Annotated in this window: 18 protein-coding genes and 3 tRNA genes; 3 read left to right on the top strand and 18 right to left on the bottom strand. The window is 48.9% G+C overall.

Features of this window, described 5'->3' with window-relative positions; all coding sequences use genetic code 11:
- Window positions 1-2: 2 nt before the first annotated feature.
- The 3 genes from QMA35_RS04815 to QMA35_RS04825 all read right to left on the bottom strand — a co-directional run bounded on the left by QMA35_RS04815 (window position 3) and on the right by QMA35_RS04825 (window position 436).
- Window positions 3-75: transfer RNA gene (locus QMA35_RS04815), tRNA-Val, on the bottom strand.
- Window positions 76-222: 147 nt separating this feature from the next.
- Window positions 223-299: transfer RNA gene (locus QMA35_RS04820), tRNA-Asp, on the bottom strand.
- Between the two features lie 61 nt (window positions 300-360).
- Window positions 361-436 (bottom strand) — tRNA-Val (locus QMA35_RS04825).
- A gap of 313 nt (window positions 437-749) precedes the next feature.
- Here QMA35_RS04825 and rdgC point away from each other — a divergent pair.
- Window positions 750-1,760, top strand: a complete 1,011-nt coding sequence (gene rdgC / locus QMA35_RS04830) for a recombination-associated protein RdgC (RefSeq protein WP_281646001.1) — start codon at window positions 750-752, stop codon at window positions 1,758-1,760.
- A 12-nt stretch (window positions 1,761-1,772) separates the two neighbouring features.
- Here rdgC and acpS read toward each other — a convergent pair whose 3' ends face one another.
- The 13 genes from acpS to rpoE form a co-directional block, all read right to left on the bottom strand.
- On the bottom strand, window positions 1,773-2,150 hold the full coding sequence (gene acpS / locus QMA35_RS04835; RefSeq protein WP_281646002.1) for a holo-ACP synthase: 378 nt from the start codon (window positions 2,148-2,150) through the stop codon (window positions 1,773-1,775).
- Window positions 2,147-2,905: a pyridoxine 5'-phosphate synthase gene (pdxJ, locus tag QMA35_RS04840; protein ID WP_281646003.1), complete on the bottom strand. Its 759-nt coding sequence runs from the start codon at window positions 2,903-2,905 to the stop codon at window positions 2,147-2,149. Before pdxJ ends, acpS begins: the two co-directional genes overlap by 4 nt.
- A 92-nt stretch (window positions 2,906-2,997) precedes the next feature.
- Entirely contained in the window at window positions 2,998-3,723 is a 726-nt protein-coding gene (recO, locus tag QMA35_RS04845) for a DNA repair protein RecO (protein ID WP_281646004.1), read from the bottom strand.
- 41 nt (window positions 3,724-3,764) lie between these two features.
- Window positions 3,765-4,676 (bottom strand): GTPase Era, encoded by a 912-nt coding sequence (era, locus tag QMA35_RS04850; RefSeq protein ID WP_281646005.1) that lies wholly within the window; start codon window positions 4,674-4,676, stop codon window positions 3,765-3,767.
- Complete coding sequence (rnc, locus tag QMA35_RS04855; RefSeq protein WP_281646006.1) at window positions 4,673-5,359, bottom strand: ribonuclease III; 687 nt, start codon at window positions 5,357-5,359, stop codon at window positions 4,673-4,675. Before rnc ends, era begins: the two co-directional genes overlap by 4 nt.
- The gene (locus QMA35_RS04860; RefSeq protein WP_281646007.1) at window positions 5,356-5,730 is read right to left on the bottom strand and encodes a DUF4845 domain-containing protein; all 375 of its coding nucleotides are present in this window, start codon (window positions 5,728-5,730) and stop codon (window positions 5,356-5,358) included. The genes rnc and QMA35_RS04860 overlap by 4 nt, the downstream gene beginning before the upstream one ends.
- A gap of 96 nt (window positions 5,731-5,826) precedes the next feature.
- Entirely contained in the window at window positions 5,827-6,663 is an 837-nt protein-coding gene (gene lepB, locus QMA35_RS04865; RefSeq protein ID WP_281646008.1) for a signal peptidase I, read from the bottom strand.
- A 115-nt stretch (window positions 6,664-6,778) separates the two neighbouring features.
- A complete protein-coding gene (lepA, locus tag QMA35_RS04870) occupies window positions 6,779-8,578 on the bottom strand; it encodes a translation elongation factor 4 (protein WP_281646009.1) in 1,800 nt (599 codons plus the stop codon).
- Window positions 8,579-8,927: 349 nt separating this feature from the next.
- The gene (locus tag QMA35_RS04875) at window positions 8,928-10,385 is read right to left on the bottom strand and encodes a DegQ family serine endoprotease (RefSeq protein WP_281646010.1); all 1,458 of its coding nucleotides are present in this window, start codon (window positions 10,383-10,385) and stop codon (window positions 8,928-8,930) included.
- Between the two features lie 65 nt (window positions 10,386-10,450).
- Window positions 10,451-10,909: a SoxR reducing system RseC family protein gene (locus tag QMA35_RS04880; protein ID WP_281646011.1), complete on the bottom strand. Its 459-nt coding sequence runs from the start codon at window positions 10,907-10,909 to the stop codon at window positions 10,451-10,453.
- Between the two features lie 55 nt (window positions 10,910-10,964).
- Complete coding sequence (locus QMA35_RS04885) at window positions 10,965-12,032, bottom strand: MucB/RseB C-terminal domain-containing protein (protein ID WP_281646012.1); 1,068 nt, start codon at window positions 12,030-12,032, stop codon at window positions 10,965-10,967.
- Between the two features lie 62 nt (window positions 12,033-12,094).
- Window positions 12,095-12,805, bottom strand: coding sequence for a sigma-E factor negative regulatory protein (locus tag QMA35_RS04890; protein ID WP_281646013.1), 711 nt, complete (start codon window positions 12,803-12,805; stop codon window positions 12,095-12,097).
- A gap of 72 nt (window positions 12,806-12,877) precedes the next feature.
- Entirely contained in the window at window positions 12,878-13,465 is a 588-nt protein-coding gene (gene rpoE, locus QMA35_RS04895) for an RNA polymerase sigma factor RpoE (RefSeq protein ID WP_281646014.1), read from the bottom strand.
- A 374-nt stretch (window positions 13,466-13,839) separates the two neighbouring features.
- On the opposite strand from rpoE, the gene nadB reads away from it, so the two are divergent.
- Window positions 13,840-15,432, top strand: coding sequence for an L-aspartate oxidase (gene nadB, locus QMA35_RS04900; protein ID WP_281646015.1), 1,593 nt, complete (start codon window positions 13,840-13,842; stop codon window positions 15,430-15,432).
- 6 nt (window positions 15,433-15,438) lie between these two features.
- Here the strand turns inward: nadB and QMA35_RS04905 are convergent, their stop codons facing one another.
- Window positions 15,439-15,867, bottom strand: a complete 429-nt coding sequence (locus tag QMA35_RS04905; protein WP_281646016.1) for a protein YgfX — start codon at window positions 15,865-15,867, stop codon at window positions 15,439-15,441.
- Window positions 15,864-16,148, bottom strand: coding sequence for a succinate dehydrogenase assembly factor 2 (locus QMA35_RS04910; protein WP_281646017.1), 285 nt, complete (start codon window positions 16,146-16,148; stop codon window positions 15,864-15,866). The genes QMA35_RS04905 and QMA35_RS04910 overlap by 4 nt, the downstream gene beginning before the upstream one ends.
- Before the next feature lie 314 nt (window positions 16,149-16,462).
- On the opposite strand from QMA35_RS04910, the gene QMA35_RS04915 reads away from it, so the two are divergent.
- The gene (locus QMA35_RS04915) at window positions 16,463-17,479 is read left to right on the top strand and encodes a hypothetical protein (RefSeq protein ID WP_281646018.1); all 1,017 of its coding nucleotides are present in this window, start codon (window positions 16,463-16,465) and stop codon (window positions 17,477-17,479) included.
- Window positions 17,480-17,494 lie beyond the last annotated feature (15 nt).

Genomic DNA, 17,494 nt, shown 5'->3' on the forward strand with positions numbered 1-17,494 from the left:
GGTGGGTGATGACGGGATCGAACCGCCGACCCTCTGCTTGTAAGGCAGATGCTCTCCCAGCTGAGCTAATCACCCAAAAATCTTTAAACTGACCTAAGCCTTTGATCATTCTCTATGAGAACAATCAGGAAGCGCATTATACAAAAATAAAAGCGCTTTGCCAGACCGCTGATCCAGCATAATTTTCTTCACTGACCAACATTTATCAAATTAATGAATAAATGGCGGACCGGACGGGACTCGAACCCGCGACCTCCGGCGTGACAGGCCGGCATTCTAACCAACTGAACTACCGGTCCGCGCTAACTTTTTGAGATAATCTTGTCAGGAACATAACACTCTCGACAAGCTTCTCGAATTTGGTGGGTGATGACGGGATCGAACCGCCGACCCTCTGCTTGTAAGGCAGATGCTCTCCCAGCTGAGCTAATCACCCGATCTTTCCCTATCGATTATCTCTAAGAGATTCCTGAAAGGTTTTCAGTCCCACAGACTTAAGTACTTGTGTTACTGCGTGAAGACGGCGCGCATTATAAGCAGCATCCTGCACCATGTGCAATAGGAATATCCCTTTCATTTCCGAAGCTTAGGTTTGATTGCGATGCCCCTGCGGCTCCCATGCATCTGTCGTATGCTTCTGATTCATTGCTATGACATAGGCCACCCGTAAAAGGCAGCTATGGAACTCAGAACCCGACCCTGCCAAACTGGACAACAAATATCGAAAACCAGTCCGCCGGAGCTTCTTTATGTGGTTTAAAAACCTTGTCCTGTACCGTTTCAGTCAGAACACTGACATAACAGCAGAAACACTCGAAGAAGGTCTGAGCCAGCAGCCTTTTCGCCCTTGCGGAAAAACCGAGCTGTCATCCTATGGCTGGGTATCACCAGTTCCCAACGGCGAAACACTTCTCCATCAGAGTGGCAACTTCCTTACACTGGCCGCAAAGAAAGAAGAACGCATTTTGCCCACAAGCGTTGTGAGAGATGCCGTTAATCAGAAAGTTGACCAGATAGAAGCCGACCAGGGCCGTAAAGTTTTCAAAAAAGAAAAAGATCAGATCAAAGATGAAACCACCCTTGACCTTCTGCCCCGTGCATTTACCCGCTCAGGGATAACCCGCGCCTATATAGATACCCGTGGCGGATGGTTAATAGTTGACGCCAGCAGTTTCCGAAAAGCAGAAGAGCTAACCAGCACCCTACGCAGCGCCCTTGGCTCCCTGCCCGTTGTTCCACCTGCGCTGGCAAACTCTCCTGCGGCCACCATGACCCAGTGGCTCGAACAACAGGCCGCCACCCTGCCCAGCTCTATAACTCTTGGAGATGAGTGCGAACTTAAAGATCTTGGTGAAGATGGGGGCACTATTCGTTGCAAACGCCACGATGTACTGGCCGACGAAATCATTAATCATCTCAACACCGGCATGCAAGTCAGCAAACTTGCCATCCATTGGAACGAAGCCTTGTCCTGCATTATTGGTGATGACTTCCTGATTCGCCGACTGAAGTTCACCGACACTCTGCAGGAACAGTCCGAAAGCCTTAATGCGGAAGATGAAGCCAGCCGCTTTGATGCAGACTTCACTCTTATGGCAGGAACTCTTGCCGAATTCCTGAAAGAGCTGATAACGGTTATGGGGGGAGAAGAGGAGAAAGAAGAGTCCGTCTGGGAAACTAAAGCGACAATTTCTTCAGAACAGGAACAGGAACAGGAACAGGAAGAGGAAGAGGAAGAGGAAGAGGAAGCGCCGTTTTAAGACGCCTCTTCATTACGCAGATTCCAGAACAACAAATGCCTGAGCATATTCAGCCTCATCAGAGAGGCTGATATGCACACCGGAAATACTACGCTCTTTCTGCAACTCCAGAGCAGCGCCCTCCAAGGTGAGAATCGGAGCCCCGGACTCAAGATTGCTCACTTCAAGATCCTGAAACGACACCTTGCCAATACCTGTCCCCAAAGCTTTTGATGCAGCCTCTTTTGCCGCAAAACGGCTGGCAAGATAAATTGCCGAACAGTTTCTCTGTTCAAACACCTGATACTCATTGTCTGTAAGAATACGGCGAGCAAAACGCTCACCTGAACGCTGCAGTGCCTCTTCCATTCTCACCACAGAGACAATATCGGTGCCGATACCCACAATCACTGAGCAACCTGCTGATAACGGGAAGCATCAATCATCAAAGCACGCATTTCACGCACCGCTTCAGTCAGGCCAGTAAACATAGCCCGCCCCATAATGGCATGACCAATATTCAGTTCGCAGATGCCAGGAATCGCAGCAACAGGTTCAACATTCTGATAGTTCAAGCCGTGACCAGCATTCACGATCAAGCCTTCTTCAACACCCAGTTCAACGCCTTTACTAATACGCTCAAGCTCTGCTTTACGCTCCTCATCGGTTTCTGCATCAGCATAAGCGCCGGTATGCAATTCAATGAAAGGGGCTCCACAACGCTTGGCAGCTTTAATCTGCGCTTCATTCGCATCAATAAACAGCGACACCTTTACACCAACTTCAGCCATACGCTCACAGGCAACGCGAATACGGTCTTCCTGCCCTGCGACATCCAAACCACCCTCAGTGGTCAACTCTTCGCGCTTTTCGGGAACCAGGCAAACATGGGAAGGTTTCACCTCTTCGGCAATAGCCAGCATTTCATCGGTAACTGCCATTTCGAGGTTCATGCGGGTTTGCAGCAGATCTTTCAAGCGGTAAACATCATGATCCTGGATATGACGACGATCTTCACGGAGGTGGAGGGTAATACCATCAGCACCGGCTTGCTCAGCATCCAACGCCGCTTTCACAGGATCTGGGTAATGAGTTCCCCGAGCCTGACGCAGCGTAGCAATATGATCGATATTCACACCAAGCAGAATTCTATTAATCGGGATCATGCCTTACTCGTTATTCGTTCTACAGGTTTATGTACTGAAGTGATAATACACAGAAACAGACAACGGCACCCAACCAAAAACGCATGGATAACTTAAGGTGCCCGGAACAGCTCTCGGCTTCGCAATACTCTCTCACCCAACAGCGGGTGAATAGCCATTCTCATTAGACGCTTCAATTCCGGCAGCGAAGCCTCAGAAACCTGCCCTACTGCCAGCTCCATTAAGGCCTTTCCAGAGAAGCGGTTAGGAACAGATGCAGAATCACTTCCAGAAAGCCGCCAGAAACCATTCTCAGGATCGTAGCGATAGTAGTTATCTGCGCACATGTCTGCTCCCGATCCAACATCACAGCCAAGGGGCAAGCCATAACCCAGGCAATCCAGAAGTTGTTTTTCAAAGAGTCGCAAAACCGACTCAAGGGAAGCATCTCCAGCAAGATGTTCGAGAAGCCACTGGTAAAGCTCAGGAACGCCATCAACGGACTGCCAGGGCTGCATTAATCGCTGAAGAAGTTCATTGGCGTAAAGACCGCTGAAGAGCCTTGCCCCCATAAGAGCATGCACTCGTTGCTGCTCAAGGGCTTTTAAGGTTTTCAGTTCAGTTTTACCTGTCCAGCTAACCAGAAGCTCTGCAAAAGGCTGGAGCAACTGCCCACGGCGGGGCTTACCTTTTTTGGTCGCGGAACCTCTAGCCCCATTGGCAACCACAGAGATTCTGCCATGATCCCAGGTTAACAGGTCAACCAACAGGCTTGATTCTTTATAAGGGCGGGTATGCAGAACCCATGCAGGCTGAAGATCAACTGAACGCGCCAGCATTTTTCACTCCCTGAATGAGCTCTGCCATAAACGTGAAAAAATTACGCCAGATCGTTATAACCCAGGCTTGCCAGTGCACGCTCGTCATCAGACCAACCACTGCGCACTTTCACCCACAGGTTCAGCATAACCTTGCTATCGAATAGTTTTTCCATATCAAGGCGGGCATCACGACCGATTGTTTTCAGACGAGAACCCTTGTCTCCGATGACAATTTTCTTCTGCCCCGGACGCTCAACCAACAGCAAAGCACCAATATGCAAAACACCGTCAACATCTTTGAACTCTTCGATTTCAACAGTGATCTGATATGGCAGTTCATCGCCCAACTGACGCATCACTTTCTCACGAACCAGTTCAGCAGCAAGGAAACGAGAACTGCGATCAGTAATCTGGTCATCACCAAAGAAGTGCACACTCTCTGGCAGGAAGCCGTTTACCAAGCGCTCCAGACGATCCACGTTGTGGCCATTCTTGGCAGCCATGGGAACAATATGAGCAAAGTCCATCTTTCGGGACAACTCATCCAACCAGCGAATCAATCCACTTTTATCATCCAAACGGTCAACCTTATTAACCACCAGAATAACAGGCGCCTTGGCATTCTTGATCTTCTCAAGAACCATTTCGTCTTCTTCGGTCCAGCGCAGGCGATCAACCAGGAAAATGATCACATCCACATCAGCCAGAGAAGATGTGGCCGCACGGTTCATGTAACGGTTAATGGCCTTTTCAGCCCCTAGGTGCATTCCCGGCGTATCTACATAGATCGCCTGCACTTCGCCTTCAGTTTTAATGCCGTGAATCTGGTGACGGGTCGTCTGGGGCTTACGGGAAGTAATGCTCAGCTTCTGGCCAAGAATTCTGTTCAGCAGCGTAGACTTACCAACATTGGGGCGACCGATAATAGCCACATAACCACAACGCCCCAGAGAAACTGCCTGCTCGATCATTCTTCCACCTCCACACCCAGAGAGACCAAAGCTCTGCGGGCGGATTGCTGTTCAGCAATACGTCGACTGCTACCTGTTCCTTCTGTATCGGACAAACCTTCAACATGACAGCAAACCTTGAAGGTCTGGGCATGGGCTTTACCCTCAATACTCAGAAGTTCGTAGTCTGGCAGCTTCTGCTGGCGAGACTGAAGGTGTTCCTGCAAGCGGGTTTTAGGATCTTTGTTGTGCTGATCGGTCACAGACAGAGAACTGAGGCGTGAGGCATACCATACCTGCACACGTTCACGGCAAGTTTCCATTCCAGAATCCAGATAAATCGCTCCCAGCAAAGCTTCTACAACGTCTGCCAGAATGGATTCCCGACGAAAACCTCCGCTTTTCAGCTCACCGGAACCCAGCAGCAGGAAGTCACCCAAACCAAACTCACGAGCCAGCTCAGCTAGAGTCTGCCCCCGCACCATGCGTGCGCGCAGACGGCTCAACTGCCCTTCACGGGCCTCAGGAAAGCGCCGAAAGAGATCTTCAGCAATCAGAAAGTTAACGATGGAATCCCCGAGGAACTCCAGACGTTCATTGTTACGACCGCCACAACTGCGGTGTGTTAACGCCAGAACTGCGAGATCAGGGTCTTTGAAGGAGTATCCTAACTTGCGTTCCAGCTTGTCTAACGAAGATTTCACTGCTGTTTGATTTTCCAGCTGTTCTCAAAAATTATCACAACATCGATATTTGAAATAAAATCGATACGGCGTTCATAGTTCACATCGGCCACCAGAAAGGCTCCTTCCTGACGTACCTGAATGGCATCGCCGGGTATATCCCGGATGCCGTTCACCTGAAACCCTTTGCTAATCCAATCTCTTACATCCCTTGCCCGAGCCTGGCGTATATTGGAGCGTTCATCCAAAGAGTCCAGAACGGATCGCACAGAAAAGTTATCCATGTACACTGGCGCTACTTTAAACAACACCATCAAACAGAATAACCCTGCCACTGTATAGCACAGCACCCCAAGAGCCGAAGCTCCCTTTTGGGTTTGCATTGTTTTCATGGCGATCCCCTTTTTATTCTAATTATGGGCGATTCTTCCTTATTTCAAAGCTCACACAAAAGCTCAAAATGCCGCCTCTATCACAACTGAAACATTTTATTCTACGGAACCATTGTTACGGAAGTTGGGGATATCCGTCCAGCTTGGCCAGTGCATCCATATATAAACGGCCTTACCCACAACATTGGCATCAGGTACAAAGCCCCAGAAGCGGCTGTCGTTACTGCGATCCCGGTTATCACCCATCACGAAATAGTTTCCTTCAGGGACAACCCACTCCCCTTCTGCACGGCGATTGGGAATCATCATATCCTTGCGAATTTCGTGGGTTACGCTGCCGATGGTCTCATCATAAATGCGATAAACAGGGCGAGTACCAAAGCGCTTGTCGTAGTCGTCCAGACGTTCACCAATAAAGCTCTCGGAAACTCGATCACCATTCACATAAAGTGTTTTGTTGGCGTAACGAATAGAATCCCCGGGAACACCAACTACCCGCTTGATGAAATTAATATTCGGATTGGCCGGCTCCTTAAACACCATTACATCCCCGCGCTGGGGGTCATTCACCGACAAAACCTTGGTGCCAGCCACTGGCAGCCGCAAACCATAGGTGTATTTATTCACAAGAATAAAATCACCCACTTCCAAGGTTGGCAGCATAGAACCGGAAGGAATCTGGAAGGGCTCATACAGAAACGAACGCAGCACCAGAACAAGTAAAAGAACAGGGAAAACAGATTTTGAGGACTCAACCAGAACCGGCTCACGCTCAAGGTCTTCCAGCGTAGTTTCATCAGGAACATCAACCCGATCCCGATATAACTCCACGGCTCTCATACGCCGCGGTGCCAGTGCAAGACGATCTATCAATGCAACCAGCCCTGTGGCAAAAACCAACACCACCAGAATCAGAGGAAAATTTAAATCCATCACGTTTCGTTATGCCCTTTTTCTCATGAAGGAAGCCTCTGCTACAGAGACGCTCCCTCACTTATGGCTACCACTACTGCAAAACCCATCCTCAGGATCAAACAGTACCAGCTGTTTATTTGTCTACTTTCAGCACTGCAAGGAAGGCATCCTGTGGAATTTCCACTCGACCAACCTGCTTCATACGCTTCTTACCGGCCTTCTGCTTCTCCAACAGCTTACGCTTACGGGAAACATCGCCACCATAACACTTGGCTGTTACATTCTTGCGCAGAGCCTTAACGGTGGTTCTGGCAACAATCTGACCGCCCAATGCAGCCTGAATAGCCACATCAAACATCTGGCGAGGAATAATTTCCTTCATCTTCGCGGTCAGGTCACGACCACGGCCATGGGAGTTATCCTTGTGCAGAATCAGGGCAAGGGCGTCAACCTTCTCACCATTGATCAGGATATCCATCTTAACCATGTTGGCCGCTTCGAAACGGTCAAAACTATAGTCCAGGGATGCAAAGCCGCGACTAACAGACTTCAGGCGGTCAAAGAAATCCAGTACAACCTCGCTCATCGGCAGGTCATAAGCCAGGGAAACCTGCCCACCAGTAAACTGCATGTCCTTTTGAATACCACGCCTATCAACACAGAGGCTGATCACATTACCAAGATAATCCTGTGGTACCAGGATGTTGGCACGAACAATAGGCTCACGAATTTCGTCAATACCACCAGGGTCAGGCAAGCGAGAAGGGTTATCCACCTCTACGGTGTCTCCATTCTTCATCAGTACCTGATAAATGACCGTTGGTGCTGTTGTAATCAAATCCAGATTGTATTCACGCTCCAGACGTTCCTGGATAATCTCCATGTGGAGCATACCCAGAAAACCACAGCGGAAACCAAAACCCAGAGCATCACTGGATTCAGGCTCATAAAACAGCGACGCATCGTTCAGGCTGAGTTTTTCCAGCGCTTCACGGAAGTTCTCAAAATCATCAGAACTAACCGGGAACAATCCTGCATACACCTGAGGCTTCACTGTCTGGAAACCCGGCAAGGCATCCACATCCTGAGTTTTTGTGTGGGTCAGCGTATCCCCCACAGGCGCACCATGAATGTCCTTAATACCGGCAACAACATAACCCACTTCGCCAGCCTGAAGAATACCTGTAGACTCCCGCTTTGGAGTAAATATGCCGATATCGTCTACCTGATGCGTTTCTTTGGTAGACTTAACGAACATTTTTTCTCCCTTACGCAGGGTTCCATTCATCACCCGTACCAGAGAAACAATACCTAGATAATTATCAAACCATGAGTCGATAATCAGAGCCTGTAAAGAACTGTCACGATCCCCTTCCGGGGCAGGAACTGTCGCAATCAGTCGCTCCAGAACATCCTGAACTCCCAATCCACTCTTCGCTGAACATTGAACAGCATCGGTAGCATCAATACCGATAATCTCTTCAATCTCCTGAGCAACACGCTCCGGTTCAGCCTGAGGCAAGTCCATCTTATTCAGGACTGGCATAACCTCCAGCCCCTGCTCGATTGCTGTATAGCAATTAGCAACAGATTGCGCTTCAACACCCTGTGCCGCATCAACAACCAGCAAGGCACCTTCGCAGGCAGCCAGTGAGCGAGAGACTTCATAGGAGAAATCAACATGCCCTGGAGTGTCGATAAAGTTCAGTTGATAAATTTCACCATCCTGCGCTTGATAATCCAGCGTTACGCTTTGGGCTTTGATGGTAATGCCCCGTTCCCGCTCAAGCTCCATGGAGTCCAGTACCTGAGCTTGCATTTCACGGTCACTCAGGCCACCACAGTCCTGGATAAAACGGTCAGCCAATGTAGATTTGCCATGATCGATATGGGCAATAATGGAAAAGTTGCGAATGTTTTTCAGGTTGCTCACCGTCAGTTACTCAGCGTTCGCCCCGCTCGGGCAACGCAATCTCCGGTTTATTTTCAGGGTGTTGAAGCACAGATTACGACTCCCCCCCTTAACAAACCAACCCGCAACAAAGTCGCGGGTTGGATCATGTAAACAATAATATGAGCGGAAGTTTACCGTATTTGCCTGAATGCCGCTATTCACCTTAACCACATCATCGCCTCCATTGGAAAACCTTAACCCAGAGAACAGCACTCACATAGAAAGACTATGAATTGAGCTATTTATGAATTCGGTGGCGAGGACTGAACAAACAATCAAAAGCCTGATAAACAGTCCACCCTGAAATCACTCAGGGCGGAACATACCATTACGCGGATAGCCGGAAAGTAATAAAGCCAGGAACGCCCCTGCGAATCAGGCGCATGGAAATAGTTTTATCAACAGGTAAAGAGCTGGTTATCTTTTGATACACTTCCGTAGTGGACACATCCTCATGGTTGATATGGGTGATTACATCACCGCTGCGCAGACCGTAAGCACGACCAACTCCTGTACCCACTTCCGTAACCACAACACCTTTGACGTCACCGTCAAGCCCCAGACGGGCTCGAGCCCCATCATCCAGACTGGAGACAGAGATACCCAAACGATTATCTGTACGCATACTGCTGCGAACAGACCCTGTTTTCTCATTGGGCAGCTCGCCAACCATTACACTGATAGTGTCTTCCTTGCCACGCCGCATCAGTACGACATCAACTTTCTTGCCAACGGGCGCACGACCAACAGCGATTGGCAGATCACTGGAGAATTTGATTTCACGACCATTGAAGCGAGTAATGATATCGCCAGCCTGCAAACCACTCTTGGCAGCCGGCCCGTCAGGAAGCACCTGACTCAGTAATGCACCATGGGGGCGTTTCAAACCAAAAGATTCTGCCAGATTGCGATCAACATCCTGAATCATCACGCCCAGCCATCCGCGGCGAACCTGCCCGTCTTCCTGCAGCTGCTTGGCTACATCCATAGCATCATCAATAGGAATGGCGAATGACAGTCCCATAAAGCCACCAGAGCGAGTGTAAATCTGGGAGTTAATACCAATAACTTCCCCATCCATATTCAGCAGTGGACCACCAGAGTTTCCGGGATTAATGGGCACATCTGTTTGAATAAACGGAACATAGTTTTCAGTCGGCAGACTGCGATTAAGGGCACTGATAATTCCTTTGGTGACCGAATAATCGAAACCAAAAGGTGAACCAATAGCAAACACCCACTGGCCGGGTTTCAGGGTGTCAGAATCACCGATTTTCACTGCAGGTAGATTCTTCCCTTCGACTTTCAGCAGAGCAAGATCAGACTTCTTATCCGCACCAACCAGTTTGGCTTTGTATTCACTGCGATCATTCAGGCGCACGATAATTTCATCTGCACCGTCCACAACATGGTTATTAGTCAGCACATAACCATCTTTAGAAATAATAAAGCCTGAGCCCAGTGACTGTGGCTGCGGACGGGACTCCCGCTGGGGAGCACCGCCACGCTCATCAGGAATCTGGAAGCCAAAGTAACGGCGCAGAATTTCCGGCAGCTCTTCACCGTAAGGGCCATACATCTGGCCGCGGTCACGCTTAGGTTTGGTCATGGTACTGATATTCACAATGGCTGGAGAAGCATTCTCCGCCAACGTGGAAAAATCAGGAAGATTCTCAGCAACTGCCGGTTTTGCCACCAGCAAAAAGACACAGAGTAATGCCATCCCCAAACTGAATAACAACGTTCCTGATCGTGTTACGATCAGGCGGAATCCATATTGAATCATGAATGCTATTTCCCGTAATGAACAATCATTGAAGTTTCTGGAAACAACTCCCGGGACATATCCTTTCAGGAGTTTTCTGAAGTAGAAAGTGGCACATGCCAGTACAGTACCTCTGGCTGGTATCGACTCTCTACTTTTGCGCGGGCAGCCCACCAACGCACAAAACCAAATCCTGCCAGCAACCCTGACAGACTTAATAGAATCACTATCGGCTCTGCAAAGTTCAACTCTGTACCGGTAACAGCACTCAGTATAAGAAGCAGGAGTGGAATCAGATAAACAAGGAAAGAGGCAGATACAACGGCATCCTCAGCCAAAGCAATCGTCACTTCATCTCCTTCATTCAACGGATAACGATTGGCTGCACGAATATAGGCATGATTGCGAGAAGGCTTCAATCGGCTCATGATCCCATGACCACATGTATTTTGAGCCTGACAGCTACCACAGGTACTTTTTCGGAGAGTTTCTACCCAGACGAAGTCTTTATCGACTTTTACTATACGACCACGCTCTTCAATCATGATGTTCTAAATCTACTTAATGTGATCCACTCAGGAAGGAGTGCAACCTCTTTTCTTATCTTTGAGGTTTCACAGACACAGCTACCCGTTCGGCTGTACCCAAAGGTACTTCACCGATAACCGTGACATTATAATAGGTATCTCCCTTGCGAAAGACTCTGGATACTGCAGAAGTTGCACCAATCTGCTCGGACGCTGGCCCCAGCACGCGGGACTCATCCTCTTCAACAAATACAGAAAACGCAGAAAGGCCATCACTGTAAAGGACGCTGTCCACCTTCTGCTTGGACACTGGGCTGTCGATTCGGTTGTAGCCTGTCACCTCAAAGCCTGCAGGAATCCAGCCTGCGTCCCAGCCTGACGGACTGGCTTCGCTTGAATCCGACTTGTTAGCAACCGCTTCTTTCTTAACCCAAGTTACTTCCCGAGAAGGCTCCAGATCTTTTGAAGGAATAGCTTCCTGAATGGAAAAGTCAGCAAACTGCATACGCTCAAGCACAGCCCCTTTTTCTCCAATCATTTCCGAACGCAGCAAAAGCCCAGTTTCTCGATCCAGCCAGAGAGTAAAACCGTAGCGATGATTATCCCTGGACTGCACATCTATACGAAGAACCGTTCTTCCAGCTACACGATCCTCGCCGCCAAACAAGAGACGATAAGAACGCCGTAGATCATCCTGAAAATTCGCGATCCGCTCGATTAGAGCACTCATACCCTCAGAGTGGAAACGACTGACATCCCCACCCGGACGAATAAAGGCGACCTGATCACCTTTTCGGACAATTTCCCGATAAGGCCCGTCCTGATAAATCAGGCGCTCGAGAATATCTTTCTCAGTAGGTTGATGAAACACCCGAAATGTCATCAGACCAGCAGCATTCTCGTAGATTAATACTCCCCGGTAAGAAATGCGGTCTGGTGCCGAAACCATTCGCATCAGCCAGTCTGCTGGAGCAGCCAGTGCTGGAATGATTTTAGGGGAAGGGGAAGAGGGTGAACTGCTCTCTGAAGTCGCACGACTTGCGGGAGAGATTAGAAACAGGCTGCAACTAAAAAGAGCCGCAGAAAACAAAATGGCAGTTGAAAAATCACTTCTTGCAGAGCCGAGTTTTCCTTTACCCATAAATATCTCTTTCAGTCAAATCCGTACACCCCTGCCAGACGGGGCGAGAACACCCGGAGCTTCTATTCAGAAGCTCCGGGGGTGATTTCAAAGCTGGCAGCACGCACAAATGGAACAATGCCATGGCTTTCACTGGCCGTTGTCTGCTCTGCGTGCTCCAACATATAAGCACGGAAACGACTCTGGGCAACCCGGTCAGCATAAATGCGAGCCTGGTTCATCTGCTCAGGTGTCATACCTGACTGGTTGATTCCCAAACTTGCCTGCAAACCTCTGGCTCCAAACATATCTGCAGATGGCAGATGGCCAGAAGGCACATTGACCGGAACTGGAGCCTGAACAGGTACAGTTTCTACTGTGGCTAGCTCAACACCAGCATCAGCATCGTTACGGTTTGCCACATTCCAGGTTTGCACACCAACCACTGTAGCTGCCGCCACAGAAGCTGCCACAGCCAAGCGACCAAGGTTCGCAAACAATCCCTTCCTGCTATTAATGGAATGAACATTGGATGCTGTTTCCATCTCTGGAGCAGGCCCATCTGCAAGAGCAGCACTGATTGAGCTGGAAAGATCCACACCGGAAAAATCATTACTTTCATGGCGAATAGCTTCGCCGATACGCTGGTAGCCTAAAGCCGCATCCCTGAGGTCCCGATCTTCACCAAGTTGTTCAAGCACTTTGTGCATTTCGAACTCATTGGCTTCACCATCCATCAGCGCGGAGAGAGATTCGCGCAGATGCTGTTGGGTCTTTTTGCTGGTATCACCCATAGGACACCTCACTGGTTATTGTCAGTTTCACTCATCCCCCAGCAGCCAACAAGGGCCAAAATACTCAAAACATTAAGCTGTCCGGTTCAACAGAGGCTTGATCACTCTGTCGATCGCCTCCCGGGCACGGAATATTCGAGAGCGAACAGTTCCGACCGGACAATCCATAACCTGCGCTATTTCTTCATAGCTCAGGCCTTCAAATTCTCTCAGTGTTACTGCCGTCCTCAATTCATCCGGCAGACTTTTAATCACCCCGAAAATCGCTTCTTCCACCTGGTTCTTCTGAAGGTTGTTCTCGGGAGTCTCAAGATCCTTCAGTGGATAAGCATTGTCATAGGACTCAGCGTCGTAGACATCCACATCCGTATCCGGGGGTCTTCTGCCCTTGGATACCAGGTGATTCTTCGCGGTGTTGATTGCAATTCTGTACAACCATGTATAGAACGCACTGTCTCCGCGAAACTGCCCCATAGCCCGGTATGCTTTGATAAAAGCTTCCTGGGTTACGTCCTGCACTTCCTGAAAGTCATGGACGTAGCTGCCTACAAGGCCAAGAATCTTATGCTGGTATTTAATAACAAGGAGATCGAATGCACGCTTATCCCCCTTGCGAACCCGTTCAACCAGCTGCTGATCGGTTTCAGGTGCACTTGCCATATGCTGCCCTCAACGTTTTTGGCGAGCTGTAGAGCCTACGCCAAAAAGCATTCGCCCCGATCTAACACAGTAGACAGTAGAGCTAACAAAAAGTTCCATGATTTGATTCATTTTTTTCAATTTTGTGAAATTCCGATGACAGACACCTGCAATTTACCCGTGAAGCGCCAAACTCAATTCAACAAAAACTCAAGTAAATGCGGCCTGCGGTGAAACTTCCTCAGCAAAATCCATCCAGAAAACAAAATACCATTGAATATGGCATTCAAATCATTTCCTCTGATACATCTGTGCCTTAAGATTCACTCTAGCAAAAACATTATGCAACTCAGCACAACTTTTCGATAGCACCGTTTTCTTCTATGCCAGCAGACATGCAACGCGAATTTTATTATGACGCCCTGGTTATTGGCAGTGGCGCTGCCGGCCTCACTCTGGCTCTGCATCTTGCCGAAACAGCCAGAGTCGCCGTACTCAGTAAACGGTCACTGGAAGCAGGCGCCACCTGGAAAGCTCAGGGAGGAGTCGCTGCTGTTTTAACGGATAACGACTCCGTTGATCAACATGTCAGCGACACTCTCACTGCCGGGGCGGGCTTATGTCAGGAGCCAGCTGTCCGCTTCACCACCAAGAATGGCCCTGCTGCTATTCAGTGGATGATTGATCAAGGTGTTCCTTTCACCCGCGATAGCGACGGTGAAAACTACCACCTCACTCGTGAAGGTGGACACAGCCAGCGTCGCATCATCCATGCCGCAGATACCACCGGGCAGGCAATCGGCAACACCCTGCTGGAAAACGCTAAAAGCCACCCTTCAATAGATCTGATTGAAAACCATCTGGCCATTGATCTGATTACCACCAACAAGCTGGGTATATCTGGCAATAACCGCTGCATAGGCGCTTATGCGCTGGATATTGACAACAACAGTGTCAATATGTTCCGGGCAAAGTCAGTTGTCCTGGCCACAGGTGGAGCAAGCAAGGCTTATCTCTATACCAGCAATGAAGACAGTGCCTCTGGAGATGGTATCGCCATGGGCTGGCGAGCAGGCTGCCGGGTTGCCAATATGGAATTCAACCAGTTTCATCCGACCTGCCTTTATCATCCTGATGCACGATCCTTTTTAATCTCAGAAGCGGTACGCGGAGAAGGTGGTCGCCTGCTGCTGCCCGATGGTTCGCAGTTTATGCATCGTTTTGACGAACATGGCGAACTTGCTCCCAGAGATATAGTTGCCAGAGCTATTGATCATGAAATGAAACGGCTCGGAGCTAACTGTATTTATCTTGATATCAGCCACAAGCCTGCTGCATTTATCAAGGATCACTTCCCGGGCATTTACAATCGTTGTAAAGAACTGGGCATTGATATTACTCAAGAACCCATCCCGGTTGTTCCCGCTTCCCACTATACCTGCGGCGGCCTTCTGGTTAACCATCAAGGCAGAACAGATATTGATGGCCTCTATGCTATTGGTGAAACCAGCTACACGGGGCTGCATGGGGCAAACCGACTGGCCAGTAACTCCCTGCTGGAATGTCTTGTTTATGCCAGGTCTGCCGCAAGTCATATAGAGTCACAACTCGACACTCCTTTGTTGGACATTCAGGTTTCAGCCTGGGATGCAAGCAAAGTGACAGATTCTGACGAAGATGTTGTCATCAGCCACAACTGGGATGAACTGCGCCGATTTATGTGGGATTACGTGGGTATCGTACGCACCACAAAGCGCCTTCTCAGAGCGAAGAACCGTATATCTCTTTTACAGCGGGAGATTAACGAGTTCTACAGTCACCACCAGATCAGCAGCGATTTTATTGAATTGAGAAATCTGGCCCAGGTATCCGAGCTGATTGTCGAGAGCGCGCTATCAAGGCGCGAGTCCCGAGGGCTTCACTACACCAGGGATTATCCGGAGAAGTTGCCAGCAGTTGCGGATACGATTCTAACTCCGCCTCTTTGAGTACATTCAACCGCCGAGAAGAAGGTACATCCGGAGCTGACGAAAAGGCTCCGGATGCACAGAATCCTTAAAGATCACGACCTTTCTTCGCTCTGTTTTTCCGCCATTCACGACCCGAAAAGACATCGTTGTTAAAAACGGTGTGATTAATTTCTCACCAACAGGCTCTGCATCAAACCAGGCACCGGTAACACTTTGAACCTTCCAGGAGTTCCGATAAAAACGAAGCCTCTTTACTGACCGAGGGGCACAACGCCAATAATCCCTGCGAAGGTAATAAAAGAAAGAAAGTGCAATAAGTGGCCACATCAATAAAAACCAAAACGCCACTACAGAAAAAAGAGGAATAACAGCGGTAGAAATATGAATACCAAGAGCCAGCCTTAACCAAAGGGCAGACTGGCCGAGCTGCAAATCAATAGATAGCTCGCTCAATGTACCGGTGAAAGAGAACGAGAACGCTCAATAATTTTCGCCACCATTGTGGCAAAACGCTTCTCTTCGGGCTCTTCCTTATTCATAAACCAGACAAATAGATCCGCATCTTCACAAGCCAGCAGATCGTTGTAACAGGTTTTATCTTCCTCACTCAGGCTCGGATAAACTTCTTTGGAAAATGGAACCAGAAGAACATCAAGCTCCAACATGCCACGGCGGCTATGCCAGAAGAGGCGGTTCATTTCTTCTTGAGTTGGTTGTGCTGCTTGTTTAGCCATCTGTAAATCCTGAAACTGGCCCTTATTATGCGCTTCATTATAGGGAGGGTGAGGTGCGTTCACAATTAAACATCCGACTCAGTGCTCCTGAAAGCAGTCAGACGTTAGAAGAACCTATGAAGATCGTAGTTATTCTACATTAAGCAAGCCTGACGCCACGAATAACTGCTTTCAGAGCCCCAAAGGGCATTTTCGGGAGCGTCCTAAACTTCACCACAAGGGTTTATACCCACAAAGCCACTAAGAGCTGGGAAGAGCCAGCTAAAATCCACTATCATGGCGTCATCGCCCACCAGAGACATTGATGTTTCAAAATGACCAGTAATGAGTGGCATACATGGCTTGAAAGCCAGAATATCGCCGTTAGCCACGGCATGATTACTTCAGCATCAGCCAGCAGCACTGAGGAACCCTGGCTGACACTTCTCGGACACCAGCTATTGCTGACCTTTTCCGGAAAAGAAAACCGGAAGTTTCTTCAGGGCCAGCTGACCTGCGATGTTGAGAAGCTGAAAAATAACCAAACAACTCTCGGCGCCTGCTGCACACCAAAAGGCCGGATGGTTGCCAACTTCAGGATTGTCGCTCACAACGATGACCTTATCTTTAGCCTTCCAGCCGATCAAAGCGATGTTCTGCATGAGCACCTGAAGAAGTACGCGATGTTCTTCCGTACCGTATCTATCCATCCGCAAAATGATAAATGGGTGCGACTGGGGCTTGGTGGAAAGAAAGCTTCAGAATTGCTGATAGAGCTTTTTGGTCAGATCCCGGAAACTGGCACTATCGCAGAGAATGATTATGGTATGGCATTTTCGGTTTTCGAATTCAGTCAACGCTATGAATTGTGGATCAAGCCTGACCGAATACAACAGGTTTGGGAAAAACTCTCAGCTAAGGCAACCGTTGTATCAACAGCAGCTTGGCAGTTAAGTGATATTAAAGATGGTATTGCGTGGGTAACCGAAGCATCAAGAGATGCCTGGATTCCTCAACATTTGAACTGGCAGGCAGTCGACGGCGTTTCCTTTAAAAAGGGCTGCTATACCGGCCAGGAAATTGTGGCACGGATGAAATATCTCGGTAAGTTGAAAAGCCGCCTGTATCGATTCACTCTTGAAGGGCAAGACTTGCCAGCTATTGGTTCAATTGTAAACAATCAGGCTGGCAACAAAACAGGTGATATCGTGGCAACCATACAATCTGCTGATAAAAGCCATATCGAGCTTTTAGCGGTTGTGCGCAAGGCCGACACAGAAGCCGAATTAACTTTGGCAGACACTGGAACAAAGTTACAACTGCAAAATATTCCTTACTCTGTTGAAGACTGAAGCTTCAACCCGCTA

This window comes from Parendozoicomonas sp. Alg238-R29, from assembly GCF_947331445.1.
Classification (GTDB): domain Bacteria; phylum Pseudomonadota; class Gammaproteobacteria; order Pseudomonadales; family Endozoicomonadaceae; genus Sansalvadorimonas.